Annotated in this window: 20 protein-coding genes; 6 read left to right on the top strand and 14 right to left on the bottom strand. The window is 39.3% G+C overall.

Annotated elements, in window-relative coordinates; genetic code table 11:
• The first annotated feature begins 4 nt into the window (after positions 1–4).
• Both BFU02S_RS06130 and BFU02S_RS06125 read left to right on the top strand, forming a co-directional pair.
• The gene (locus tag BFU02S_RS06130) at positions 5–424 is read left to right on the top strand and encodes an HIT family protein (protein ID WP_066367993.1); all 420 of its coding nucleotides are present in this window, start codon (positions 5–7) and stop codon (positions 422–424) included.
• A gap of 137 nt (positions 425–561) precedes the next feature.
• Positions 562–1,089 carry a tryptophan transporter gene (locus BFU02S_RS06125; RefSeq protein WP_066367986.1) on the top strand — a complete coding sequence of 176 codons (528 nt, stop codon included), beginning with the start codon at positions 562–564 and terminating at the stop codon, positions 1,087–1,089.
• Positions 1,090–1,128: 39 nt separating this feature from the next.
• On the opposite strand, the gene yhzF is transcribed toward BFU02S_RS06125, so the two are convergent.
• Positions 1,129–1,320 (bottom strand): membrane protein YhzF, encoded by a 192-nt coding sequence (gene yhzF / locus BFU02S_RS06120; protein WP_066367985.1) that lies wholly within the window; start codon positions 1,318–1,320, stop codon positions 1,129–1,131.
• A 285-nt stretch (positions 1,321–1,605) separates the two neighbouring features.
• Between yhzF and BFU02S_RS06115 the strand changes: the two genes are divergently transcribed.
• Positions 1,606–2,181 carry an HTH-type transcriptional regulator Hpr gene (locus BFU02S_RS06115; RefSeq protein WP_066367983.1) on the top strand — a complete coding sequence of 192 codons (576 nt, stop codon included), beginning with the start codon at positions 1,606–1,608 and terminating at the stop codon, positions 2,179–2,181.
• A 2-nt stretch (positions 2,182–2,183) separates the two neighbouring features.
• On the opposite strand, the gene BFU02S_RS06110 is transcribed toward BFU02S_RS06115, so the two are convergent.
• Entirely contained in the window at positions 2,184–2,522 is a 339-nt protein-coding gene (locus BFU02S_RS06110) for a DUF1878 family protein (RefSeq protein WP_066367981.1), read from the bottom strand.
• 210 nt (positions 2,523–2,732) lie between these two features.
• On the opposite strand from BFU02S_RS06110, the gene BFU02S_RS06105 reads away from it, so the two are divergent.
• A complete protein-coding gene (locus BFU02S_RS06105; RefSeq protein ID WP_066367979.1) occupies positions 2,733–2,912 on the top strand; it encodes a hypothetical protein in 180 nt (59 codons plus the stop codon).
• A gap of 54 nt (positions 2,913–2,966) precedes the next feature.
• On the opposite strand, the gene BFU02S_RS16305 is transcribed toward BFU02S_RS06105, so the two are convergent.
• Positions 2,967–3,059 (bottom strand): YjcZ family sporulation protein, encoded by a 93-nt coding sequence (locus tag BFU02S_RS16305; RefSeq protein WP_084361008.1) that lies wholly within the window; start codon positions 3,057–3,059, stop codon positions 2,967–2,969.
• A gap of 267 nt (positions 3,060–3,326) precedes the next feature.
• On the opposite strand from BFU02S_RS16305, the gene BFU02S_RS06100 reads away from it, so the two are divergent.
• Complete coding sequence (locus BFU02S_RS06100; RefSeq protein ID WP_066367977.1) at positions 3,327–4,208, top strand: peptidylprolyl isomerase; 882 nt, start codon at positions 3,327–3,329, stop codon at positions 4,206–4,208.
• Between the two features lie 56 nt (positions 4,209–4,264).
• Here BFU02S_RS06100 and BFU02S_RS06095 read toward each other — a convergent pair whose 3' ends face one another.
• The 6 genes from BFU02S_RS06095 to BFU02S_RS06070 form a co-directional block, all read right to left on the bottom strand.
• Entirely contained in the window at positions 4,265–4,453 is a 189-nt protein-coding gene (locus BFU02S_RS06095) for a sporulation YhaL family protein (RefSeq protein ID WP_066367970.1), read from the bottom strand.
• A 91-nt stretch (positions 4,454–4,544) separates the two neighbouring features.
• Complete coding sequence (gene yhaM, locus BFU02S_RS06090) at positions 4,545–5,489, bottom strand: 3'-5' exoribonuclease YhaM (RefSeq protein WP_066367969.1); 945 nt, start codon at positions 5,487–5,489, stop codon at positions 4,545–4,547.
• Between the two features lie 44 nt (positions 5,490–5,533).
• Entirely contained in the window at positions 5,534–8,533 is a 3,000-nt protein-coding gene (locus BFU02S_RS06085) for an ATP-binding protein (protein ID WP_066367968.1), read from the bottom strand.
• Positions 8,534–8,549: 16 nt separating this feature from the next.
• On the bottom strand, positions 8,550–9,770 hold the full coding sequence (locus BFU02S_RS06080) for a metallophosphoesterase family protein (protein ID WP_066367967.1): 1,221 nt from the start codon (positions 9,768–9,770) through the stop codon (positions 8,550–8,552).
• A 110-nt stretch (positions 9,771–9,880) separates the two neighbouring features.
• On the bottom strand, positions 9,881–11,134 hold the full coding sequence (locus BFU02S_RS06075; RefSeq protein WP_066367964.1) for an ABC transporter permease: 1,254 nt from the start codon (positions 11,132–11,134) through the stop codon (positions 9,881–9,883).
• Positions 11,127–12,026 (bottom strand): ABC transporter ATP-binding protein, encoded by a 900-nt coding sequence (locus tag BFU02S_RS06070; protein ID WP_066367961.1) that lies wholly within the window; start codon positions 12,024–12,026, stop codon positions 11,127–11,129. Before BFU02S_RS06070 ends, BFU02S_RS06075 begins: the two co-directional genes overlap by 8 nt.
• 124 nt (positions 12,027–12,150) lie before the next feature.
• Between BFU02S_RS06070 and BFU02S_RS06065 the strand changes: the two genes are divergently transcribed.
• Positions 12,151–12,336, top strand: coding sequence for a YhzD family protein (locus BFU02S_RS06065; RefSeq protein WP_066367958.1), 186 nt, complete (start codon positions 12,151–12,153; stop codon positions 12,334–12,336).
• Positions 12,337–12,378: 42 nt separating this feature from the next.
• On the opposite strand, the gene BFU02S_RS06060 is transcribed toward BFU02S_RS06065, so the two are convergent.
• From BFU02S_RS06060 to BFU02S_RS06040, 5 genes are all read right to left on the bottom strand, one after another.
• Positions 12,379–13,170: an enoyl-CoA hydratase gene (locus BFU02S_RS06060; protein WP_066368025.1), complete on the bottom strand. Its 792-nt coding sequence runs from the start codon at positions 13,168–13,170 to the stop codon at positions 12,379–12,381.
• A 131-nt stretch (positions 13,171–13,301) separates the two neighbouring features.
• The gene (locus BFU02S_RS06055) at positions 13,302–14,915 is read right to left on the bottom strand and encodes a long-chain fatty acid--CoA ligase (RefSeq protein ID WP_066367957.1); all 1,614 of its coding nucleotides are present in this window, start codon (positions 14,913–14,915) and stop codon (positions 13,302–13,304) included.
• A gap of 299 nt (positions 14,916–15,214) precedes the next feature.
• Positions 15,215–16,729 carry a coproporphyrinogen III oxidase gene (locus tag BFU02S_RS06050; RefSeq protein WP_066367956.1) on the bottom strand — a complete coding sequence of 505 codons (1,515 nt, stop codon included), beginning with the start codon at positions 16,727–16,729 and terminating at the stop codon, positions 15,215–15,217.
• 133 nt (positions 16,730–16,862) lie between these two features.
• Entirely contained in the window at positions 16,863–17,732 is an 870-nt protein-coding gene (locus tag BFU02S_RS06045; protein WP_066367954.1) for a Cof-type HAD-IIB family hydrolase, read from the bottom strand.
• A 95-nt stretch (positions 17,733–17,827) separates the two neighbouring features.
• Positions 17,828–18,175: a YlbF/YmcA family competence regulator gene (locus BFU02S_RS06040; RefSeq protein ID WP_066367952.1), complete on the bottom strand. Its 348-nt coding sequence runs from the start codon at positions 18,173–18,175 to the stop codon at positions 17,828–17,830.
• Positions 18,176–18,195 lie beyond the last annotated feature (20 nt).

Genomic DNA, 18,195 nt, shown 5'->3' with positions numbered 1-18,195 from the left:
TAAGATGCGCGATTGTATTTTTTGCAAAATCGTCAATGGAGAAATTCCGGCAGCAAAAGTGTTTGAAAATGAACATGTTTTAGCCTTTATGGATATTAGTCAGGTAACCAAGGGGCATACATTGGTCATTCCAAAGGTACATAAGGAAAATGTGTATGAATTGACACCAGAAATTGCCAGAAATCTTTACGAAGTGGTTCCTACCATTGCCAATGCATTAAAAGCAGAATTTAACCCTCTTGGTCTAAACACGATCAATAATAACGGGGAACTGGCTGGCCAGACGGTGTTCCATTTTCACCTTCACTTGATTCCAAGGTATGGAAAAGGAGATGGTTTGGGAGTTGTGTGGAAAAACAATCAAAGTGATTATACACCGGACATGCTGCAAGAGATGGCTGTGAATATTAGCAAACATCTATAACAGAGCACTAATTATCTGAAAATTTTCTCTTTATATTGTTATATTAGTATGCTATAATGTCGATAAGTTCTTCGCTTCAGGCAATTAGAGCACTGCAGGAGGAACAATAGTTTAGAAAAGCAGAGGAGAGACGAGAAATGAATACAAAAAGCTTGTGTTTTTTAGCCCTATTGGCAGGAATTGGGGTAGTCTTGCACACGGTCATGCCATCCTTTTTCGGAATTAAACCGGATATGATGCTGGCCATGATGTTTTTGGGGATTATCTTGATCCCAGAATTTAAGAGCGTCATGCTTCTGTCCATTGTAACAGGAGTATTATCTGCCTTAACGACTAATTTCCCAGGCGGACAAATTCCTAATATCATAGACAAATTAATTACTGCCATAGCCTTTTACAGCTTATTCCTGGCTTTGAACAAATTCCGAAACTCGGTTATTTCTGCAGCGGTGTTAACTGCTGTCGGTACTCTTGTTTCGGGTTCCGTGTTTTTGATAGCTGCCTATTTTATTGCGGGGCTGCCAAGTTCTTTCACCACATTGTTCGCAGCAGGGGTTTTACCGGCAATGGCTATAAATGCCTTGACAATAGTCATTTTATATCCAATCGCCAATTCGATTTTCAAAAGAACAAAATTATCACAAGCTACGGTTATTCAAAAATAAGAAAAGAACCCTTGAGGGTTCTTTTTCTTAAATCTCACTTTATCCTAAATAAGATAACAGCAATGCAATGAGTAAACATGCCCCGCCTAGGCTTGCCAATGCAGCTGCTCTTTGCTTTAGTAGTTGTTTGGGCGGATATACACCAGGGCGTTTGAGATCCAAAAAGTACTTAAATGTTCCCCAGAAAAAAATAACACTTACGATTAATAAAATAACGGCAATTGCTTTCATCTTGTGTCCCCCTGCAAATGGTTCAAAGTTTCAGGTAATGGTTGTAACCATGTATATGTTGTACGATTCGGTCCTATGAACGAACTAATCGTTCAAGAATTCTAAATGTTGTTATTATTCATGGTATTGTGTTAACCATGAATTAGAAACCTTCCTCTATTGGAAAAGCTATTTTTCAATAAAATAAATTCCAATTTCTAAAAATTTTGCGAATTAATACTTTATTAATTTTTATTTTATTGGCATAATGATATTAGAGAAATCATAAAGTAGGTGAAAATGGGGATGACAGAGAATCAATATTCGATCAAGGAAGCAATGCTTTTTAGTCAGCGGGTGGCTCAATTAAGTAAAGCATTATGGAAATCAATTGAAAAAGATTGGCAGCAATGGATTAAACCTTTTGATTTAAATATTAATGAACACCATATTCTGTGGATTGCCTATCACTTGAACGGGGCATCGATCTCAGATGTAGCCAAATTTGGCGTCATGCATGTCTCCACAGCATTTAACTTTTCAAAAAAATTAGAAGAAAGAGGACTTCTGAAATTTTCAAAAAAGGAAAACGACAAACGAAATACGTATATACAATTAACCCCAAAAGGAGAGCAAATACTGCTTCAGCTAATGGAAACTTATCAGCCGGATTCCAACGCAGCATTTTCAGGGGCATTGCCGATAAGAGAACTATATGGAAGATTTCCCGATTTTATTGAAATCATGGCTATTGTTCGTAATATTTACGGTGATGATTTCATGGAAATATTCGAACGCTGCTTCAATAATATTGAAAACGAATTTTCGGAGGATAATGGAAAACTGGTAAAAGCATCAAAGCCTGAACAAGAGCTCGCATAAACCTATATGTATTTTCTAAATTCCAAAAAGAGCGGTTCATACAGTTTTTGGGCTAAACATGCCTTTACAACCTCTTTCATATTCATATTTGCTGGTAAATTCTCTGATAATTCATTGAAAAGCGGATGAAAATAAACAAAACCTTCCGCTTTTTGTTTTTTCAATTCCATGTTCAATTTGTCACATAAATGAAAGAACCGCTCTACAAAGTCTTGAGTCAGGCCCTTTTCAATGATTAGCTTATAAAAATGAAGATTAGGATTATCCAGAAGCTTTAATAATAATTGTTGATGATATTCAAGCAGCTGAATTTTTTCCAACAGCTTTTCATATTCCATCATTGTCAGACCTCTTTTCTGCCCAAAAAAACTAAAAATCGATATATTCATATTATTCACCTTTTTGAATTTGAGGTAAACCCTTTTCATTATCCATAGAATAAAAAATAATAACAAGTCTTTACTTTCCTTAAATTTCTTTTAGACTATCTTTTTTGTTAAATTTTTGATATGTTAAAAAGGACTACATGAGAAAAAGGGAGGGAATCTTTGATGATCTCCATTTTTATTATAACCGCCATTTTTATTTTATTTTGTGTGAATCAACTGACTAGTTCACTATGTATTCAAAAAGAAATTCCGGAAGAACGCCAACATAAGGTATTTCGTACGATTAATGTCCTAACCACGATCCTTTTGATCTCTTCCTATTTGGAGATTTTATATACATAGCGGCCAAATGTAAAACAAGCGATGAGAGATGTCTCATCGCTTTCGTTTGCTTGCTTACCATACCCAAGCAGCCCCAACAATAATCAAGAGAATGAATAGAACGACAATCAGCGCAAATCCCGCGCCATATCCGCCAGCAACTGTCATCTTTTGCCCCCTCCTTTGCCACTTTCTACCCTATACTATTCATCCTCTTTTCAATTCGATTAGGCATTTATCTTAATTTCTGCTGAAAAGGAAAAAACCTCGATGAAAACCTATGCAGAAGCTGCCATTGGGTAATGCAATACGAAGTCTGTCACATGTTTTTTTGAAAAACGGCAGGGTTTTATTTTTGCAGTAGTTCCCATTTATGTTATAGTAAAGCATGTGGTCAATAAAACCATAAGAAAATATTTGTAGGAGAGATTCAGCATGAAAAAATGGATATTAGCCCTGACATTGGCCGGTAGCCTTCTTACATTAGGTGCATGCAGCCAAAGCGGATCAGGGTCGGCAACAGTGGCAGAAAGCAAGGCAGGAAACATTACACAGGAAGAACTTTATAACGCCATGAAAGATAAAATAGGTGTACAAGCTTTACAACAGCTTCTTTATGAAAAAGTTCTCTCCAAGAAATATACAGTTACCGATAGTGAACTTAATACCAAAATTAATGACTTAAAAAAGCAGCTAGGCTCTAATTTTGATGCGGCACTGGCACAATATGGCTATAAGAACGAAGATGATCTAAAGAAAACGATGAAGGTTGGCATGCTCCAAGAAAAAGCGGCCATGAAGGATATTAAAGTAACGGACAAGGAACTAAAAGATTACTACAATAACTATAAGCCGGAAATCAAAGTCCGCCATATCCTTGTAAAAGATGAAAAAACAGCAAATGATATTAAACAGCAGCTTGATAAGGGAGCAAACTTTGCAGATCTTGCGAAGAAATATTCAACAGATACCGGCTCTGCACAAAATGGCGGCGATATTGGCTGGATCACGAATCAGACTGCTTCCCAGTTTGATCCTGACTTTATCAAGGCTGCCTATGCCCTGAAAGTAAATCAAATCAGCGCTCCGGTAAAATCTCAATTTGGCTATCATATTATCGAAGTAACCCAAATCAAACCAAAACAATCCTTTGACAAAATGAAGAGCCAAATCGAAGAACAGGTAAAATCATCTAAGTTAACAAATGATATCATCAATAAAGCAATGGAACGCGAGCTTAAAGAAGCAGGCGTAAAAATTGATGATAAATCATTACAAGCTGCTCTGAAACCATTAGCTACCACTGCTGGCCAATAAAAAAGAAACGGAAGCACTTTTGGTGCTTCTGTTTTTCTTAAAGTGAAATTTTGGCTTTATTCTCCGGTTGCTTGTACTCCTTTTCTTAATTCCCTTTCTTTTTCAAGGCGCTCCATGTAAACTTCCCCTTCGCGCTCTATTGTTTCCAGTTCTAATTGGCGCTCTTCCCTGCCTGTTTTAATGGCCATGATCGCACTTATTACAATCCCTGCTACAACTGCATATACCCAGATCGGAATCGTCAATGGTATTTGCTCCTTTCAAGTATGTTTGTCCATTTTTTTACTACATCATATTCTATTAAAAATGTTATTATTCCATGAAAGGAGGCACTTTTTATTTGTGAAACAGCGGCTTGTAAAAAGAGCGGTTATCAAGAGCAAATATTCGTTCTGTGAATTCTCCCGGTTGCACTCTTTCCAAAGCACGGTCCAGCATATTCATTTTGGCATCAAGATTATCAATATAGTGAAGAATTTCAGCTTCTTTTACGAGCGGTGGTTTCGGGCTTCCCCATTCCGCTTTCCCATGATGGCTTAACACAAGATGCTGAAGGATTAATACTTCCTCGCCGGTAATCCCCAACTCTTCTGCAGCTTTTCCGATTTCATTTATCATGATCGTAATATGTCCAAGCAAGTTTCCTTGAAGTGTATAAACTGTCGAAACAGGTCCCGATAATTCGATTACCTTCCCCATATCATGAAGAATGACACCTGCATATAGCAAATCTTTATCAAGGCTTGGATAAAGAGAAACAATTGCCTTGGCAAGGTCCAGCATGCTGACAACGTGATAGGCAAGTCCGGAAACAAACTCATGATGATTTTTCGTTGCAGCTGGGTACTCCAAAAATGCTTTTTGATGCTTCTTAATTAAATGGCGGGTAATCCTTTGGATGTTTGGGTTTTTCATTTCAAAAATATACTGTGTCAGCTTGCTGACCATTTCATCCTGGCTTAGTGGCGCTGTTTCGAGGAAATCTTCCAATTTCACTCCATCTCCAGGGCCTGTTCTTCGGATTTGGCGAATTTTCAACTGATTCTTTCCCCGGTAATTTTGGACATCCCCGATCACTTTTACAATCGTTTGCGGAGCATAATTTTTTTCATCTTCCTCACTGGCGTCCCAAAGCTTTGCCTCAATTTCCCCGCTTTGATCCTGAAAAATTAAGGTTAAAAATGGTTTTCCGTTACTGGCAATTCCTTTGGTTGAACTTTTAATTAATAAAAATAAGTCTACCTGTGTACCAACACTATAACTTAAAATACCTTGTGCCAACCTATTCACGCTCCTTCTCCATAATAAAAGTATATCATACCGTACTATAACTCTATAAAATATTCTAAAACAGCACCTTTTTCTAACTTACGGATTTGATCCTTTTGGAAAAAGGCAAGCAAATGAGGATGACAGGTGAAAAACAAAATTTGATAATCCTTTAAGCTTTTCAGAAGCTCGATTACCTTCTGCGTCCTTCCAGTATCAAAATTAACAAAACTGTCATCAATGATAATCGGAAATGAGTAACTTTCATAAAGGGTTGTTGCCAGCGCAAGCCGAATCGATACATACAGCTGCTCTGCAGTGCCTTGGCTTAATTCATTTGCTTCAAAAAGAGAGCGATCCTTTCTCTCTACTAAAAATCCGGTACCGGATGTATGAAGATGAATTCTTTGATAATTCCCGTTTGTAAGGAATTGAAAGTATCCTTCCGCTTTTTTCAGCAGCCTTGGCAAATGAGTATTCTTATACCGTTCAATAGCTGTTGAAAGAATGTCAGCAGCAAGACTGTAGACAGCCCACTCCTTTACTGCCTCCTTTAATTCAAATTGTTTCTGTTTATAGTGGTGGAGTATATCGGAATAAATGCCGCCTTCTTCGATGGCCTGAAGCTCATAATTCACACCAGCCTGTTCTTCGTGCAGTTGCTTTAATGTTTCTTGTAAAAATTCCCTTTCCTGATTATATTCTGTTATTAATTGTTCAGAAGGAAGCGTATCTAAGAAATATTCTCTTTCCTGTTCGGAAAGGGGCGAATAATGCAACTGGCTCTCTAAGCTGCTTAGTTTTTCTAACAATTCAGCACGTTTTCTGAATTTCGTACCCAGTTCATAGAATTGATGCTCGGTTTCTACCCCGGCGGCGGAAAAAAGTCTTGTGCGTTCGGTCATCAACTGCTCATACACTAATGATTTTTGCCATAATTCCGTTTCAAGGCTTAAGAGAAGTTTCCTTCCCTCTTCGGTTCTTACAAGCTTTTCATGTTCTTCTTTCAGCTTGTTGCGTAATAGATAAGCCGTTTTATGCAGGTCTCCTCCCCTGACATCTAAAAAGCGGTTTTCAAACTCAAATAGCCCTTTTTCCATTTTCGTCATTTGCTCTTTGATTTGTGCCATCCTTGCCCTGAATTGTTGCTGCTCCCGGATGATCGCTTTGTATTGTTCAAGAAGCCCAAACGCCTCCAGTAAGAACTGATGGGCAATCGTTTCAGGGATCTTTAGCTGTTTCGCAATTGTCTTTAATTTCTCTTTATGAAGCGACATTTCCAATTCCCAAGCCTCAAATTGGGCAATGACTGCTTCAAATTGGGATTCTTGCTCGTTCAACCGCAATTTGAGCATCTGCAGCTGTTCCCGACGTTCTTTATCAAGTTCTAATCGCTCTCTAGTTTTCGTGATGTCTGTATACTTAACCGATTTTAGCTTTTCGCTTAATTGTTTTTCCTTTTCCATCAGGCCATGCAAAGATTGGTCCAATCCTTTGCTAGCAGATTGCCGCAAGACTTTACTGATCAAAAATACAACGGCGGCAAATCCTCCAGCCCCTATTAGAAACAATACCCATTGCTTTGTCAATAAACCATAGAAGACTAGAGCAGCTAGAATGACTGCAAAAATCATATGCTGCAGTTTTTGCCTTTCTTTAGCAGCTTTATTTTGTTTTTCTGTGTGCATATAAAATTCAATTTTGTCCCGTATTGCCGCTAATTCGATTTCAAGACTTTTTTTATCGTTTTCTTGATTGATCTGTTCTTCAAGATTCTGCCTTTCCTCCTGGGACAAACATAAGTTCTTTATCGACTCCACTGATTTTTCTGCTTCTTCGAGTTTCTTTTTTGCCTCTTGATAACGTTCTTCCAATTCTTCCTTCGTTTCCGCAAGTTTTTCGCTTTTCCGTGAGATCGTCTCCACCTGGTTTCTCATATAAATGTTTGTGTTGATAGACAACAAATCTTCCTCAGATAACGAAAGGTGAAGCTTTTCCTTTATAACGGAAATTTTTTCACTGAATTCCGCTAATTTTGTTTCACATTTCTGCTTTTCCAGTTTCAATTGTTCGTATAGCGGCACTTGATCAAGCAGTGCCAAAATCGCCGGTTCATGTTCAAGAAGTTCTTGGTTCGGCTCCAATCTAGCCAAATCTTTTTTTAACTGTTTTATTCTTTCTGATAAGCTGTTCATTTCGGCTTCAACGGGATCGATCGCTTGGGCTAATGTTTCGATTCGTTCAATTCCGCGTGCCGGGAAATGAATTTCGCCGATATTCTGCAATTCTTTTTTGATCCAATTTTCTTCTTTTACAAGCGGCTCGATTCGTTTCCATTCATTCAACTTATCGGCTTTTTCTTGCAGGTTACGGATTCTTTCACTGATCGATTTCATTTCTTGCTGGAGGTTGATTCTTCTTCCTGTTAAGGCCTCATATTCCTTTGTTTTCGCTGCCGCTTTTTTCAATTCCTGGCTGACTTCATGCATTTCCTGCAGTTTTTCATTTAACAACGGCTTCTTTCCGCTTGGCTTAAAGCGGAGATCAAGTTCTTTTTGCAGGAAGCTTTCCGCTTTTGATAGTCTTTCAGTACCTAATGTTCCGGCAGAGAATAAAAATCTTCCAATGTCCTCTCCCTTCATCTGATGAATATTTTGAAGTCCCTGCAAGTTAAAAGAAAAAATCGCTTGAAATAAGTTTTTATCAAAATTCGCTAATAACTCTTTAAGAAGTTCTTCACCGCCAGTTAGGCCATGGTCCAAAACGACGGTTACGTCCCCGGATGCCTTTCCTTTAACTCGTTCGATGACAGCACCGCCGAATTTAGGGTGAATTACTTTTATTCTTCCGCCATATCTGGTGCCACCTTTCGGTTCATAACGCAGTTCTGCTTGTTGTTTTGTTGGAAAACCGAATAAAATCCCATGAATAAACGCCATGATGGTCGATTTTCCGGCTTCATTTTCGCCGAAAAAGACTTGAAAATTGGACAAGCCTGCAATGTGAACATTCTCTAATTGACCATACCCATATATGTAAAGTTCTTCAATTTTCAAACAACTCCCTCCTTCCCTATTCTTCATAAAGTAATTCGATCAGTAGCTTTTCTGCCTGTTGGATTAATTCTCTTTGCTCCGTCTCAGCGAGGGGAGATACATATTTTCTGCCTAAAGGGTGTTCATAAACCGGAGCAAGCGCTCGGTCTTTGTGTTCGTAATGTTCAATTATGCTGAAAAGCTCCGTATAAAAATTGGCCTCTTTCTTCAATTGCTCTTTGTCAATTTGCTGTTTTTGTACCGTGATTAATTCGACAACCCACACAAAGGATTCTTCGTCTTTCTCATTTTCTTGGAGCAGTTCCAACAAACTATGGTCAAGGCTCCTCCTTTCAAGCGCATCTTCTATCTGAACATTGTTCAAGTATATGGTTAAAAAAGTTCCCTGGTTTTCTTTACGAAATTGCTGGATTGCTGCTTGGCATAGCTTTAGGATTTCATGAAAATGGTGTGCTGAAGAAGCATCAATGTGTACTTCCTCCCAAATGATATCGGAAGCCTCGCAAAACTCCATTTTTGTTTCAACATCTGACAGAATGACATGATAAAAACCCTTGGCACCCGTTTCTTTCTTGTTCCTTCCTTGGATGTTTCCCGGATAGATGATAGGCGGCGTTTCTGACAGGATCATCCGTTTATGGATATGTCCTAATGCCCAATAATCAAAGTTTTTTTCTTCCAGTTCCTTGATCGTAAATGGAGCATAATTCTCATGTTCTGTTCCGCTGCTTTCATTGCCGTGAAGAATACCGATATGAAAATCTGCTCCCTCCTGTTTTTTGTATTCCGTAATTTTCCGATCTACCACATGCCGAACCGGATAGCTGAAACCGTATAAATGTACAATTTCTCCGCTCTTTGTCGTTAATTTCATTGTTTCTACTTCACTTGGAAATACGTAAACATTTTTCGGCATATCGAGATGAACCCAAGAGCCGTTTAAATGGTCGTGGTTGCCGTGGACAACATAGACTGGAATCCCTTCTGCCTCAAGCTTAAGCATTTCCTTCCTAAAACGTGATTGTGCTTTTAAACTGCGATCCTCGCCATCAAATATGTCTCCGGCAATAATGACAAAATCAACCTGAAGCCGAATGGCTGTTTGTGTAAGTTTTTGCAAACTGGTAAAGGTGCTTTCTTTTGTCCTATTAAAGAGTTCAGCAGGCAAATGCTTCAAGCCAGCCATTGGGCTGTCCAAATGAAGGTCCGCTGCATGAATAAATGATATTTGCTTCATTCTAAAATTCCCTCTCATCATTCTTCAATTTATTTTACCATTTTCAAAATACGAATGCACGTTCTTATACAAAAAAGCTTTACCTTAAAGCGGTAAAGCTCGATCCTACATTATTCATTCTTTGTTAACTGCAATGCTTTTTTAATATCTTTATAAGAATTGGACTTCCCGTACATTAATACGCCTCCGCGGTAAACCTTTGCACCGAATATGGCTAAAAAAGCAATCGTTGCAGCCAAAATGGCGATTCCGATGATTGCCTGCCACGCCGGAATCGACAGCATGCCAACGCGTAAAAACATAATCATCGGCGTAAAAAACGGAATGTAAGATGTAATCGTGATAAACGGGGCATCCGGTTTGCTAAGTCCAAACATGGCAATCATAAAGCCGGCCACCACAAGCATGGTCATCGGGGTGATCATTTGCTGCACATCTTCAATCCTGCTGACGAGGGAGCCCAAAAATGCTGCCAGTGTAGCATACAGAAAATATCCGAGGATAAAGAAAATAACTGCATACATAATAGTGGCTGCCGGAATCTCATTGAACCCAAAAACATCAAAAAAACCGCCTTTGAAAAATTCCATGTTGCTTTTCAAAGAATAGTAGCCAACCCCTAGAAATACGGCTAACTGTGTTAGGCTTAAACAACCGATCCCTAGTATTTTCGCAAACATTTGTTTAATTGGTGAAACACTGGAAATTAAGATTTCCATCACTCTAGAAGTCTTTTCTGTGGCCACTTCCATGGCAATCATGTTGGAATACATTATTACCGAAAAATAAATAACAAATAACAGAACATAAACAATTCCTCTTGCCTGATTTAATTGTTCCTCTGTCTTGGCATTTTTCTCGAGGGCCGATTTCTTAAATGAAACCGGTTCATAAAATTTCTGCAGCTGTTCAGGTGTTAAATGAAGTTTTGCGGCTGCGGCCATCGTTTTCAGCTGCTGCATGCCCTGCTCAAGATTGGTAAATAATTCGGAATCGGCAATGCTCTTGGCTTTAGCCACTGCTTTAGGCTGCTGTTGTTTAGTAAAGCTTAGTTGAATCATTGCATCGTATGATCCCTTTCTAACAGCTGCTTCTGCTTCTTTTTCACTTCCTTTATATTGAATTAGAATCATTTTATGATTAATCGTCTTCATCTGTTGTTTAAAAGGCCGGTAAAGTTGCCCTGTATCATCAAGTACGGCCACTTTTTCTTTTCCATCATTATGGTTAAAAAGATCGATAATATGATGAATATTCGTTAAAAGCAGCATGAGCACCACTGACAAAATGGTCGTGATGATAAACGATTTGGATTTCAACTTGTTTAAATAAGTATGAAAAAAGATGATCCAAAAATTATTCAAAGGAGTCACCTACCTTCTCAATAAAAATATCATTTAGCGATGCTTCTTCAAGGGCAAATTTGCGGATGAAGCCGCGGCCGACAATATCCTTTAAAATGTCTTCTGCTGTTTGTTCTCCGGAAATTTGTAATTCTATTCCTTCCATCGTAGTTTTTGCTTTTACAACTCCAGGAAAGTTTTTCAGGAAATCAAGCCGAAAATCTGCATGTATGATGAGATTCTTTTTCCCAAATGCCCTCTTAATCTCTCTTAAGCCTCCTTGAACAACCGGTTTACCGCGATGCAAAATACATAAATGCTCACACATTTCCTCCACATGATGCATTTGGTGACTGGAAAACACGATTGTCGTTCCCTGTTCTTTCAGCATTAAGACTGCTGCCTTTAACAGTTCGACATTGATCGGATCAAGCCCGCTAAATGGCTCATCTAAAATCAATAACTCCGGTTTATGTATACAGGCGGCAATGAATTGGATTTTCTGTTGGTTTCCTTTGGATAGTTCTTCTACCCTCTTATTCTCATATTCTGGAACCTTAAACCGCTCGAGCCAATAGGCCAACTCCTTCAATGCTTCTTGTTTTCTCATCCCTCTTAATCTCGCTAAATAGACAATTTGGTCGCGTACCTTCAGTTTAGGGTAAAGTCCTCGTTCTTCTGGCAGATAGCCGATAAGATGGCTGGTGGAATAATCAAGCCGCTTTCCTTTCCAAGTTATTGTTCCATCGCTCGGATCGAGCAGCCCAAGAACCATTCGAAATGTTGTCGTTTTGCCTGCTCCATTTGCTCCTAAAAAGCCAAACATTTCGTGTTCAGGAATCGTTAAAGATAAATCATTAACAGCTGTAAATGTCCCGAAACGCTTTGTTACATGATCAAGCATTAGAACCATGAATCATCACTCCTCTCTAAATATTAGTACGTTATGGTTGCAAAACAGTTTCATTTTATTTTGCATAATTGTAGGAATTATGGGAAAATAATAATAGCTATCATTTTTTAAGGAGGATTATGGGGTGAAAACGTATAAATTAACAGCCTTTGAAGCAAATGGAGAAAAGCTATTGGATGAAGCCTTCCAAGCTGAGAATGATGATGCTGCCAAGAAGCAGGGCGAACAAATATTGGAAGAAAAAAACTTATTGGAAAAAACCCATCGCTGCATTTCTCCTAGCGGAAAACTATTACTCTTTCATCCGTAGGTTAAAAATAAAGAAGCCAAGATCGGCTTCTTTATTTTATTGTTATCTCCCAATAAAATGCGGTTTCCTTTTTTCAAGAAATGCTCTGATTCCTTCTTGATGGTCTTGTGTTTTCCGCATTTTCCCTTGTCCTTGTTTCTCCAGTTCTAGAATTTTCAAAAGTTGCGGGCGGTTCTTTTCGGCAAGAATCTTTTTCGTTTTGATCATCGCCTGAACCGGGCGGCTTAACCAATCTTCTATTCGTTTATGTAATGCTTCTTGAATGTCCCCTTCCGCTACTTCCTGGATGAGTCCAAGGGCAAACGCTTCGTCGGCGCTCATCATTTTTCCGTCCCAGATGAGCTGTTTTGCTTTTGTTTCTCCTAATTTCTTTTCTAAAAAGAAGTGGGCCCCGCCGTCAGGAATTAACCCGATCCCAATAAAGTTCATTGCTAGTTTGCTAGATTGATCGGCAAGGATATAGTCTGTCGCCAGAGCCAAGCTGAATCCAAGACCTGCTGCCGCACCGGAGACGGCACTGATTGTAAGTTTGGGCATGCTGTAAAGTGTCACAATCAGCTCGCTGATTGAATCCATTACCGGCGAGAACTCACCCTCATCCGAATTCGACAGCATGGTTTTGATATCACCTCCCGAGGAAAAAGCTCTGCCTTTTCCAGTTAAGACGACAAGATCCACCTCATCGGATTCGCTGATTTCTTTTAAATTGCTGACGAGTCCTTTAATGACATCGACGTCCATGGCATTCAAGCTTTCAGGCCGATTTATTTCAATCGTAGCCACCCTGCCTTCTACCATCATATTTACCTTATCCGTTACAAAATTGGCTTCCATGCCAACCCCTCCCATATTCTATCCTCCACTCTATTATATCGGAAGAGTAAGGGATTTCACAATAATTTTCCTAATATATTGAATTTTCATCAAAAAGGACAAAGAAACATCCTTTGCCCTTCATATCGATTTTATTTTAGAACTTCATTTTGAATTTGTTCCCTTAATGCCATTTTCAAGAATTTACCTACAGAAGTTTTGGGGATTGCCTCTAGGAATAAGATTTCATCCGGGATCCACCATTTTGCAAACTGTGGTTTTAAGTAATCTAGCAGTTCTTCTTTCGTTGTTTTGTCTTTATAGGCTTCCTTTAAAACTACACACGCAACAGGCCGCTCTTGCCAACGTTCATGGGGGACAGCGACGACCGCTGCTTCAAACACGGCTTCATGTGCCATTAACGCGTTTTCCAAATCAACGGAAGAAATCCATTCGCCTCCGCTTTTAATTACATCCTTTGTCCGGTCGACAATTTTCACAAAGCCTTCTTCATCAATCGTCACAACGTCCCCGGTATGGAGCCAGCCGTCATGAAAGGCGTCTTTTGACCGATCATCCTTATAATATTCGGAAGCAATCCACGGCCCTCTGAGGCATAATTCACCCATTTCCTTGCCATTCCATGTAACCTCGCCATTTTGGCCGATGATTTTCATTTCCAGCCCCGGAACAAGGATTCCCTGCTTTGCTCGTAGCTCCAAGCGATCCTCATAATCTAGTTCTTCCTGGTAGCTCTTTAAAGAGGAAAAGAGCGCAAGCGGGCTTGTTTCTGTCATCCCGTATGCATGCAAGAAAGGAATTTTGTATTTTTGTTCAAAGGTTTTGATCATTCCTTTTGGCGCTGCAGACCCACCGCATAAAATTCCTCTTAGGCTGCTTAGGTCGTATGAACCTTCTTCCAATTCTTTCAGCAGGCCAAGCCAAATCGTCGGGACGCCGCTTGTAATGGTAACCCGTTCCTGCTCGATTAATTGAGCCAGCAATTTGGGGGTGAAATTCGGTCCCGGAAGCACTAAAGTAGTGCCAAACCATACACCGGCAAACGGCATTCCCCATGCATTGACATGAAACATCGGAACAACTGTTAAGGCAACGTCCTTTTCACTAATCGCTGCAGTATCCGCAAGCCCCATTGCCAAACTGTGAAGAACGATTCCGCGATGCGTATATATGACTCCCTTTGGATTACCGGTGGTAGCCGAAGTATAGCACATCCCAGCCGGGTCATTTTCATTCAAATCTTTAGGATATTGATATTCAGGATTGGCTTCTTGCAGCAGTTTTTCATATTGATAGACTGGCGACAGCGTAGTTTCCGGCACATCGTCTTCATCCGTCATAATAATGTAAGCCTGTACAGTTTTTAATTCGGGTGCGCATTGTTCAAGTATTGGGATCAGATCAGGATCAACTAATAGAACTTTGTCCTCGGCATGATTGATAATGTAAGAAATGTGTTGAGGTGAAAGCCTGATGTTGATGGTATGCAAAACTGCTCCCATACAAGGAATGGCGAAATAAGCTTCCAAATGACGGTGGTGGTTCCAAGCCAATGTTCCGACCTTGTCACTTTTTGTAACTCCTAACTTGCTAAGACTGTCTGCAAGTCGTCTTGTTCTTTCGGCTATTTGTTTGTAGGTGAATCGGTGAATCCTATTTGCGGTTCTTGATACGACTTGTTTCTTTGGAAAAAATTGTTCTGCCCGTTTCATCATTTGTGTCAACGTTAAAGGCGTCTGCATCATCTCGAAATCCCTCCAATTGAAAACGTTTCATCCTTTAAGCAATCTATGGTGCCACATCATAAAATATTCGACATTTCGCTGGAAATATCCTTTAAAGAGTATGACTATTTCCATAAATTTTGCTACTTTTCCTAAGCCTGTAAAGAATAAAATCGATCTTATCGACGGATTTTCACTTTTTAGCAGCGAATTTTAGAAAAATATCTGCAGATTTCTCCCTTTTATTAGTGAAATCGTAAAAATTTGAATTATAATTTTCTGCATATCCAAATAGGTGCCCAAAAAACCCCTGCTTAAAATCAAGCAGGGGATCCTTTTTCGGAAAATAGTTCTTCCAAAATATTTATTTTTTTATCTGTATAAGCTTTAAAGTTTTCATTATAAGATTTTGGATCTTTTGGATTGGCAAAGTGCGTGATTTTGCCTGTCACTGGATCGATAAACTTGCTAGAAGCGCCACAGCCAAGACCGATAATGGTTTGAGTTTCTTCCATAATAATGATATTATAAAGACTTTCTTGATTTGGGAGTGCATAGCCGACATTTTCAAGATTTCCAAGAATATTTTTTTGTCGGTATAAATAGTATGGAACATAACCACGGGCAGCTGTCCAGTTTTGCGCAAGCTCCATCATGTGTTCTACTTCCGTGCGGTCAGCTACTTTATACTTTTCTTTGTTTTTGGTCATCTCGGATGCCCTCTTGAATGACAATGTGTGAACGGTCAGCGATTCCGGCATTAATTTTTCCGTTTCGGCCAACGAATGGGCAAATTCTTGTGTTCCCTCGCCTGGGAGGCCGATAATTAAATCCATATTAATGTTATTCATCCCCATACTTCTTGCCAATTGATATTTTTCAATTGTTTCTGTTACTGTATGGTGTCTGCCGATTGCTTTTAGAGTTTCTTGTGTATAAGATTGCGGATTAATGCTGATCCGGTCAATATTCCACTTCTTCAATACCTCTAGTTTTTCCCGTGTAATCGTATCGGGGCGGCCGGCTTCCACGGTAATTTCCCGTATGTTTTTGACATCAGGGAATGATGTATACATTTCTTCATACAGCATATCCATTTCTTCAGCAGTGATGCTTGTCGGCGTGCCTCCTCCATAGTAAACAGTGGTAATCTTGATTCCCTTTTTCTTCAGCCATTCCCCAATCTGCCTCATTTCGTAATGAAGTCCGCCTAAGAAGGAATCAACCGAACCTTGGCGGCCATTAATGGCATAGGCTGGGAAGGTGCAATAGGCACATTTTGTCGGGCAGAACGGTATGCCGATATAAATGCTGACTTCCTTTTGCAGTGAATAAAGGTCTGGAATAACGGCCAGCTGGCGATCGACAATTTGCTGCATCAATTCAATTTTCTCATCACTAATTAAGTATTCTTCTTTCAGCTCGCGGTGGGCAATTTCCGGCGGAACACCCTCCTGAATTTTCTTATGAAGCAGCTTTGTCGGTCTAACCCCTGTCAGAATCCCCCATTTTTGGATCATCCCCGTCCAATCTTGAAGAACCGTTAAATACACATGCGAAACAGCATTTTTTATTTGCTTGAAGTATTCTTTTTCCGAATGGTACGGTTTGAGCTCTTTTTGATATTCAGAGAATTGAATATTACCATTCGTGTCTTTGAGTTCAGCTGAAACCCGAACTGCACTCTCCAAATCCTTTAGAGTAAAATTTATTTGTACATCTGCTTCTTTACTACCTTCTATAAAAACTTTAGATTCTTCAAAAAATAAATTAGCAATAAGTTCTAATGGACGCGTAAATCTGTCATCTTCCAATCCAACAATCGAAATTCTCAAAATAAAATCACTCTCTTTAAAATAAACTTCCTTAAGTGTACAAAATCAACAAAATAAGGTCAATATAATGGGAATCATTTACTAAACAAAAAAAAGATATCTAGGACAGAATCCTAAGATATCTTGAAATAAATTAATGTTTGATAATTTTCATCTTTCTTAAAAACTCAATCGGCTGCTGCTTTCTAAAGTGTTCTTTCACCATATAGGCCACACCCTGTTCATTTTCCGATCTTGTTACCCAGTCTGATGCTTTTTTCACCTCATAAGGTGCGTTCCACATGGATACGCCAAGACCAGCCGCTTCGATTAAAGGTATGTCATCAAGGCTGTCACCAATATACACCATTTCTTTTAGATCAAATCCAAGCAGGTCCCCTAGATAGGTCAGGCCAGCCAGCTTTGAAACGCCTGCAGGAACAATATCCATTCTTAATTCATTTACTTGGATTGTTTCAATTTCGATAAACATGCTTTCGAGTGCTTTTTTCGCATCGTCTAAATCACGTTTTTCTTCAAAATACACTTCCAATTTCGGCGGTGCAACTGGCTGATCATGTAAATATTCAGTTAGAGAGGAAACAAACTGCTGGGAATAGAACATGGGCTCTCCGGGAGTGACCGTGGTCCTCCCTAACAGATTATGCTGATGCTTAAACTTATTGGCTAACGAAAACTTCTCATGGACAAGACGGATTTGGCATGGGAACGACTCGAGAAAGCGGATTGTATCATAGGTTATGTTCTCACTAATTCTTTTGACATAAATGGTTTTGTCCTCGGCACTTGCTACTAGGGCGCCTTGGTGGGTAATGAGCGGAGATTTGATTTTTAATGCTTTGGCTGTTCTTTTGGCTGTCGGGAAGCTTCTTGATGTAACAAGTGTGACATAGATTCCTTTTTGCTGTACATATTCAATGGCTTCCTTAGTTGCTTTATGAAGCCTTCCATTCGACTGAAGAAGCGTGCCATCAATATTTAATGCCAGCAATCGATAAATCATGTTGTTGCCCCCTGTTCTTGGTGAGATTCTCCTTATATCACTTTTATGATATTTCACTCATTTATAGAACAGGAGGCTTTAGAATCAAAAGTGGCTTATAATTGTCCGTATAGGTCAGCTAACGGCTTCATGATGACTTGGTTTAATTCGCCAATCATCATGTTCATGCGCTGTTCTGCCTCCATTAATCGTGAAATTTTCCCATTTTGTTGAACGACTGCTATAACGGATTGGGCCTCTCGAATTTCTGTTTCGGAAATATCTTCACCCATCATTTGTTTCTGCTGAAGATTGATCTGAATTTGCCGAAACTGATCAAACATTTGTTTCGCAGCCGGATCGGCATTTACTTCATCGTAACTGTTTTTCAAATTTAAAAACTCATTACTTTGGCGGATTGCTGTTTCTAACGCATACGCGGAATCATACAAATTAACGGCCATTTAAGGTCATCTCCTTTTTG

It is taken from the genome of Neobacillus fumarioli NBRC 102428 (assembly GCF_001591485.1).
Classification (GTDB): Bacteria; Bacillota; Bacilli; order Bacillales; family Cytobacillaceae; genus Neobacillus; species Neobacillus fumarioli.
This window is presented reverse-complemented; position numbering and strand designations above follow the sequence as displayed.

Excerpts from the sequence above, each read along its gene's own strand:
- BFU02S_RS06125 (WP_066367986.1), top strand. The coding sequence starts at position 562 with ATGAATACAAAAAGCTTGTGTTTTTTAGCCCTATTGGCAGGAATTGGG.
- BFU02S_RS06040 (WP_066367952.1), bottom strand. The coding sequence starts at position 18,175 with ATGGCCGTTAATTTGTATGATTCCGCGTATGCGTTAGAAACAGCAATC.
- BFU02S_RS06105 (WP_066367979.1), top strand. The coding sequence starts at position 2,733 with ATGATCTCCATTTTTATTATAACCGCCATTTTTATTTTATTTTGTGTG.
- BFU02S_RS06100 (WP_066367977.1), top strand. The coding sequence starts at position 3,327 with ATGAAAAAATGGATATTAGCCCTGACATTGGCCGGTAGCCTTCTTACA.
- BFU02S_RS06130 (WP_066367993.1), top strand. The coding sequence starts at position 5 with ATGCGCGATTGTATTTTTTGCAAAATCGTCAATGGAGAAATTCCGGCA.
- BFU02S_RS06080 (WP_066367967.1), bottom strand. The coding sequence starts at position 9,770 with ATGAAGCAAATATCATTTATTCATGCAGCGGACCTTCATTTGGACAGC.
- BFU02S_RS06115 (WP_066367983.1), top strand. The coding sequence starts at position 1,606 with ATGACAGAGAATCAATATTCGATCAAGGAAGCAATGCTTTTTAGTCAG.
- yhzF (WP_066367985.1), bottom strand. The coding sequence starts at position 1,320 with ATGAAAGCAATTGCCGTTATTTTATTAATCGTAAGTGTTATTTTTTTC.
- BFU02S_RS06110 (WP_066367981.1), bottom strand. The coding sequence starts at position 2,522 with ATGATGGAATATGAAAAGCTGTTGGAAAAAATTCAGCTGCTTGAATAT.
- BFU02S_RS16305 (WP_084361008.1), bottom strand. The coding sequence starts at position 3,059 with ATGACAGTTGCTGGCGGATATGGCGCGGGATTTGCGCTGATTGTCGTT.
- BFU02S_RS06070 (WP_066367961.1), bottom strand. The coding sequence starts at position 12,026 with ATGGTTCTAATGCTTGATCATGTAACAAAGCGTTTCGGGACATTTACA.
- BFU02S_RS06045 (WP_066367954.1), bottom strand. The coding sequence starts at position 17,732 with ATGATTTATCGATTGCTGGCATTAAATATTGATGGCACGCTTCTTCAG.
- BFU02S_RS06055 (WP_066367957.1), bottom strand. The coding sequence starts at position 14,915 with ATGATGCAGACGCCTTTAACGTTGACACAAATGATGAAACGGGCAGAA.
- BFU02S_RS06060 (WP_066368025.1), bottom strand. The coding sequence starts at position 13,170 with ATGGAAGCCAATTTTGTAACGGATAAGGTAAATATGATGGTAGAAGGC.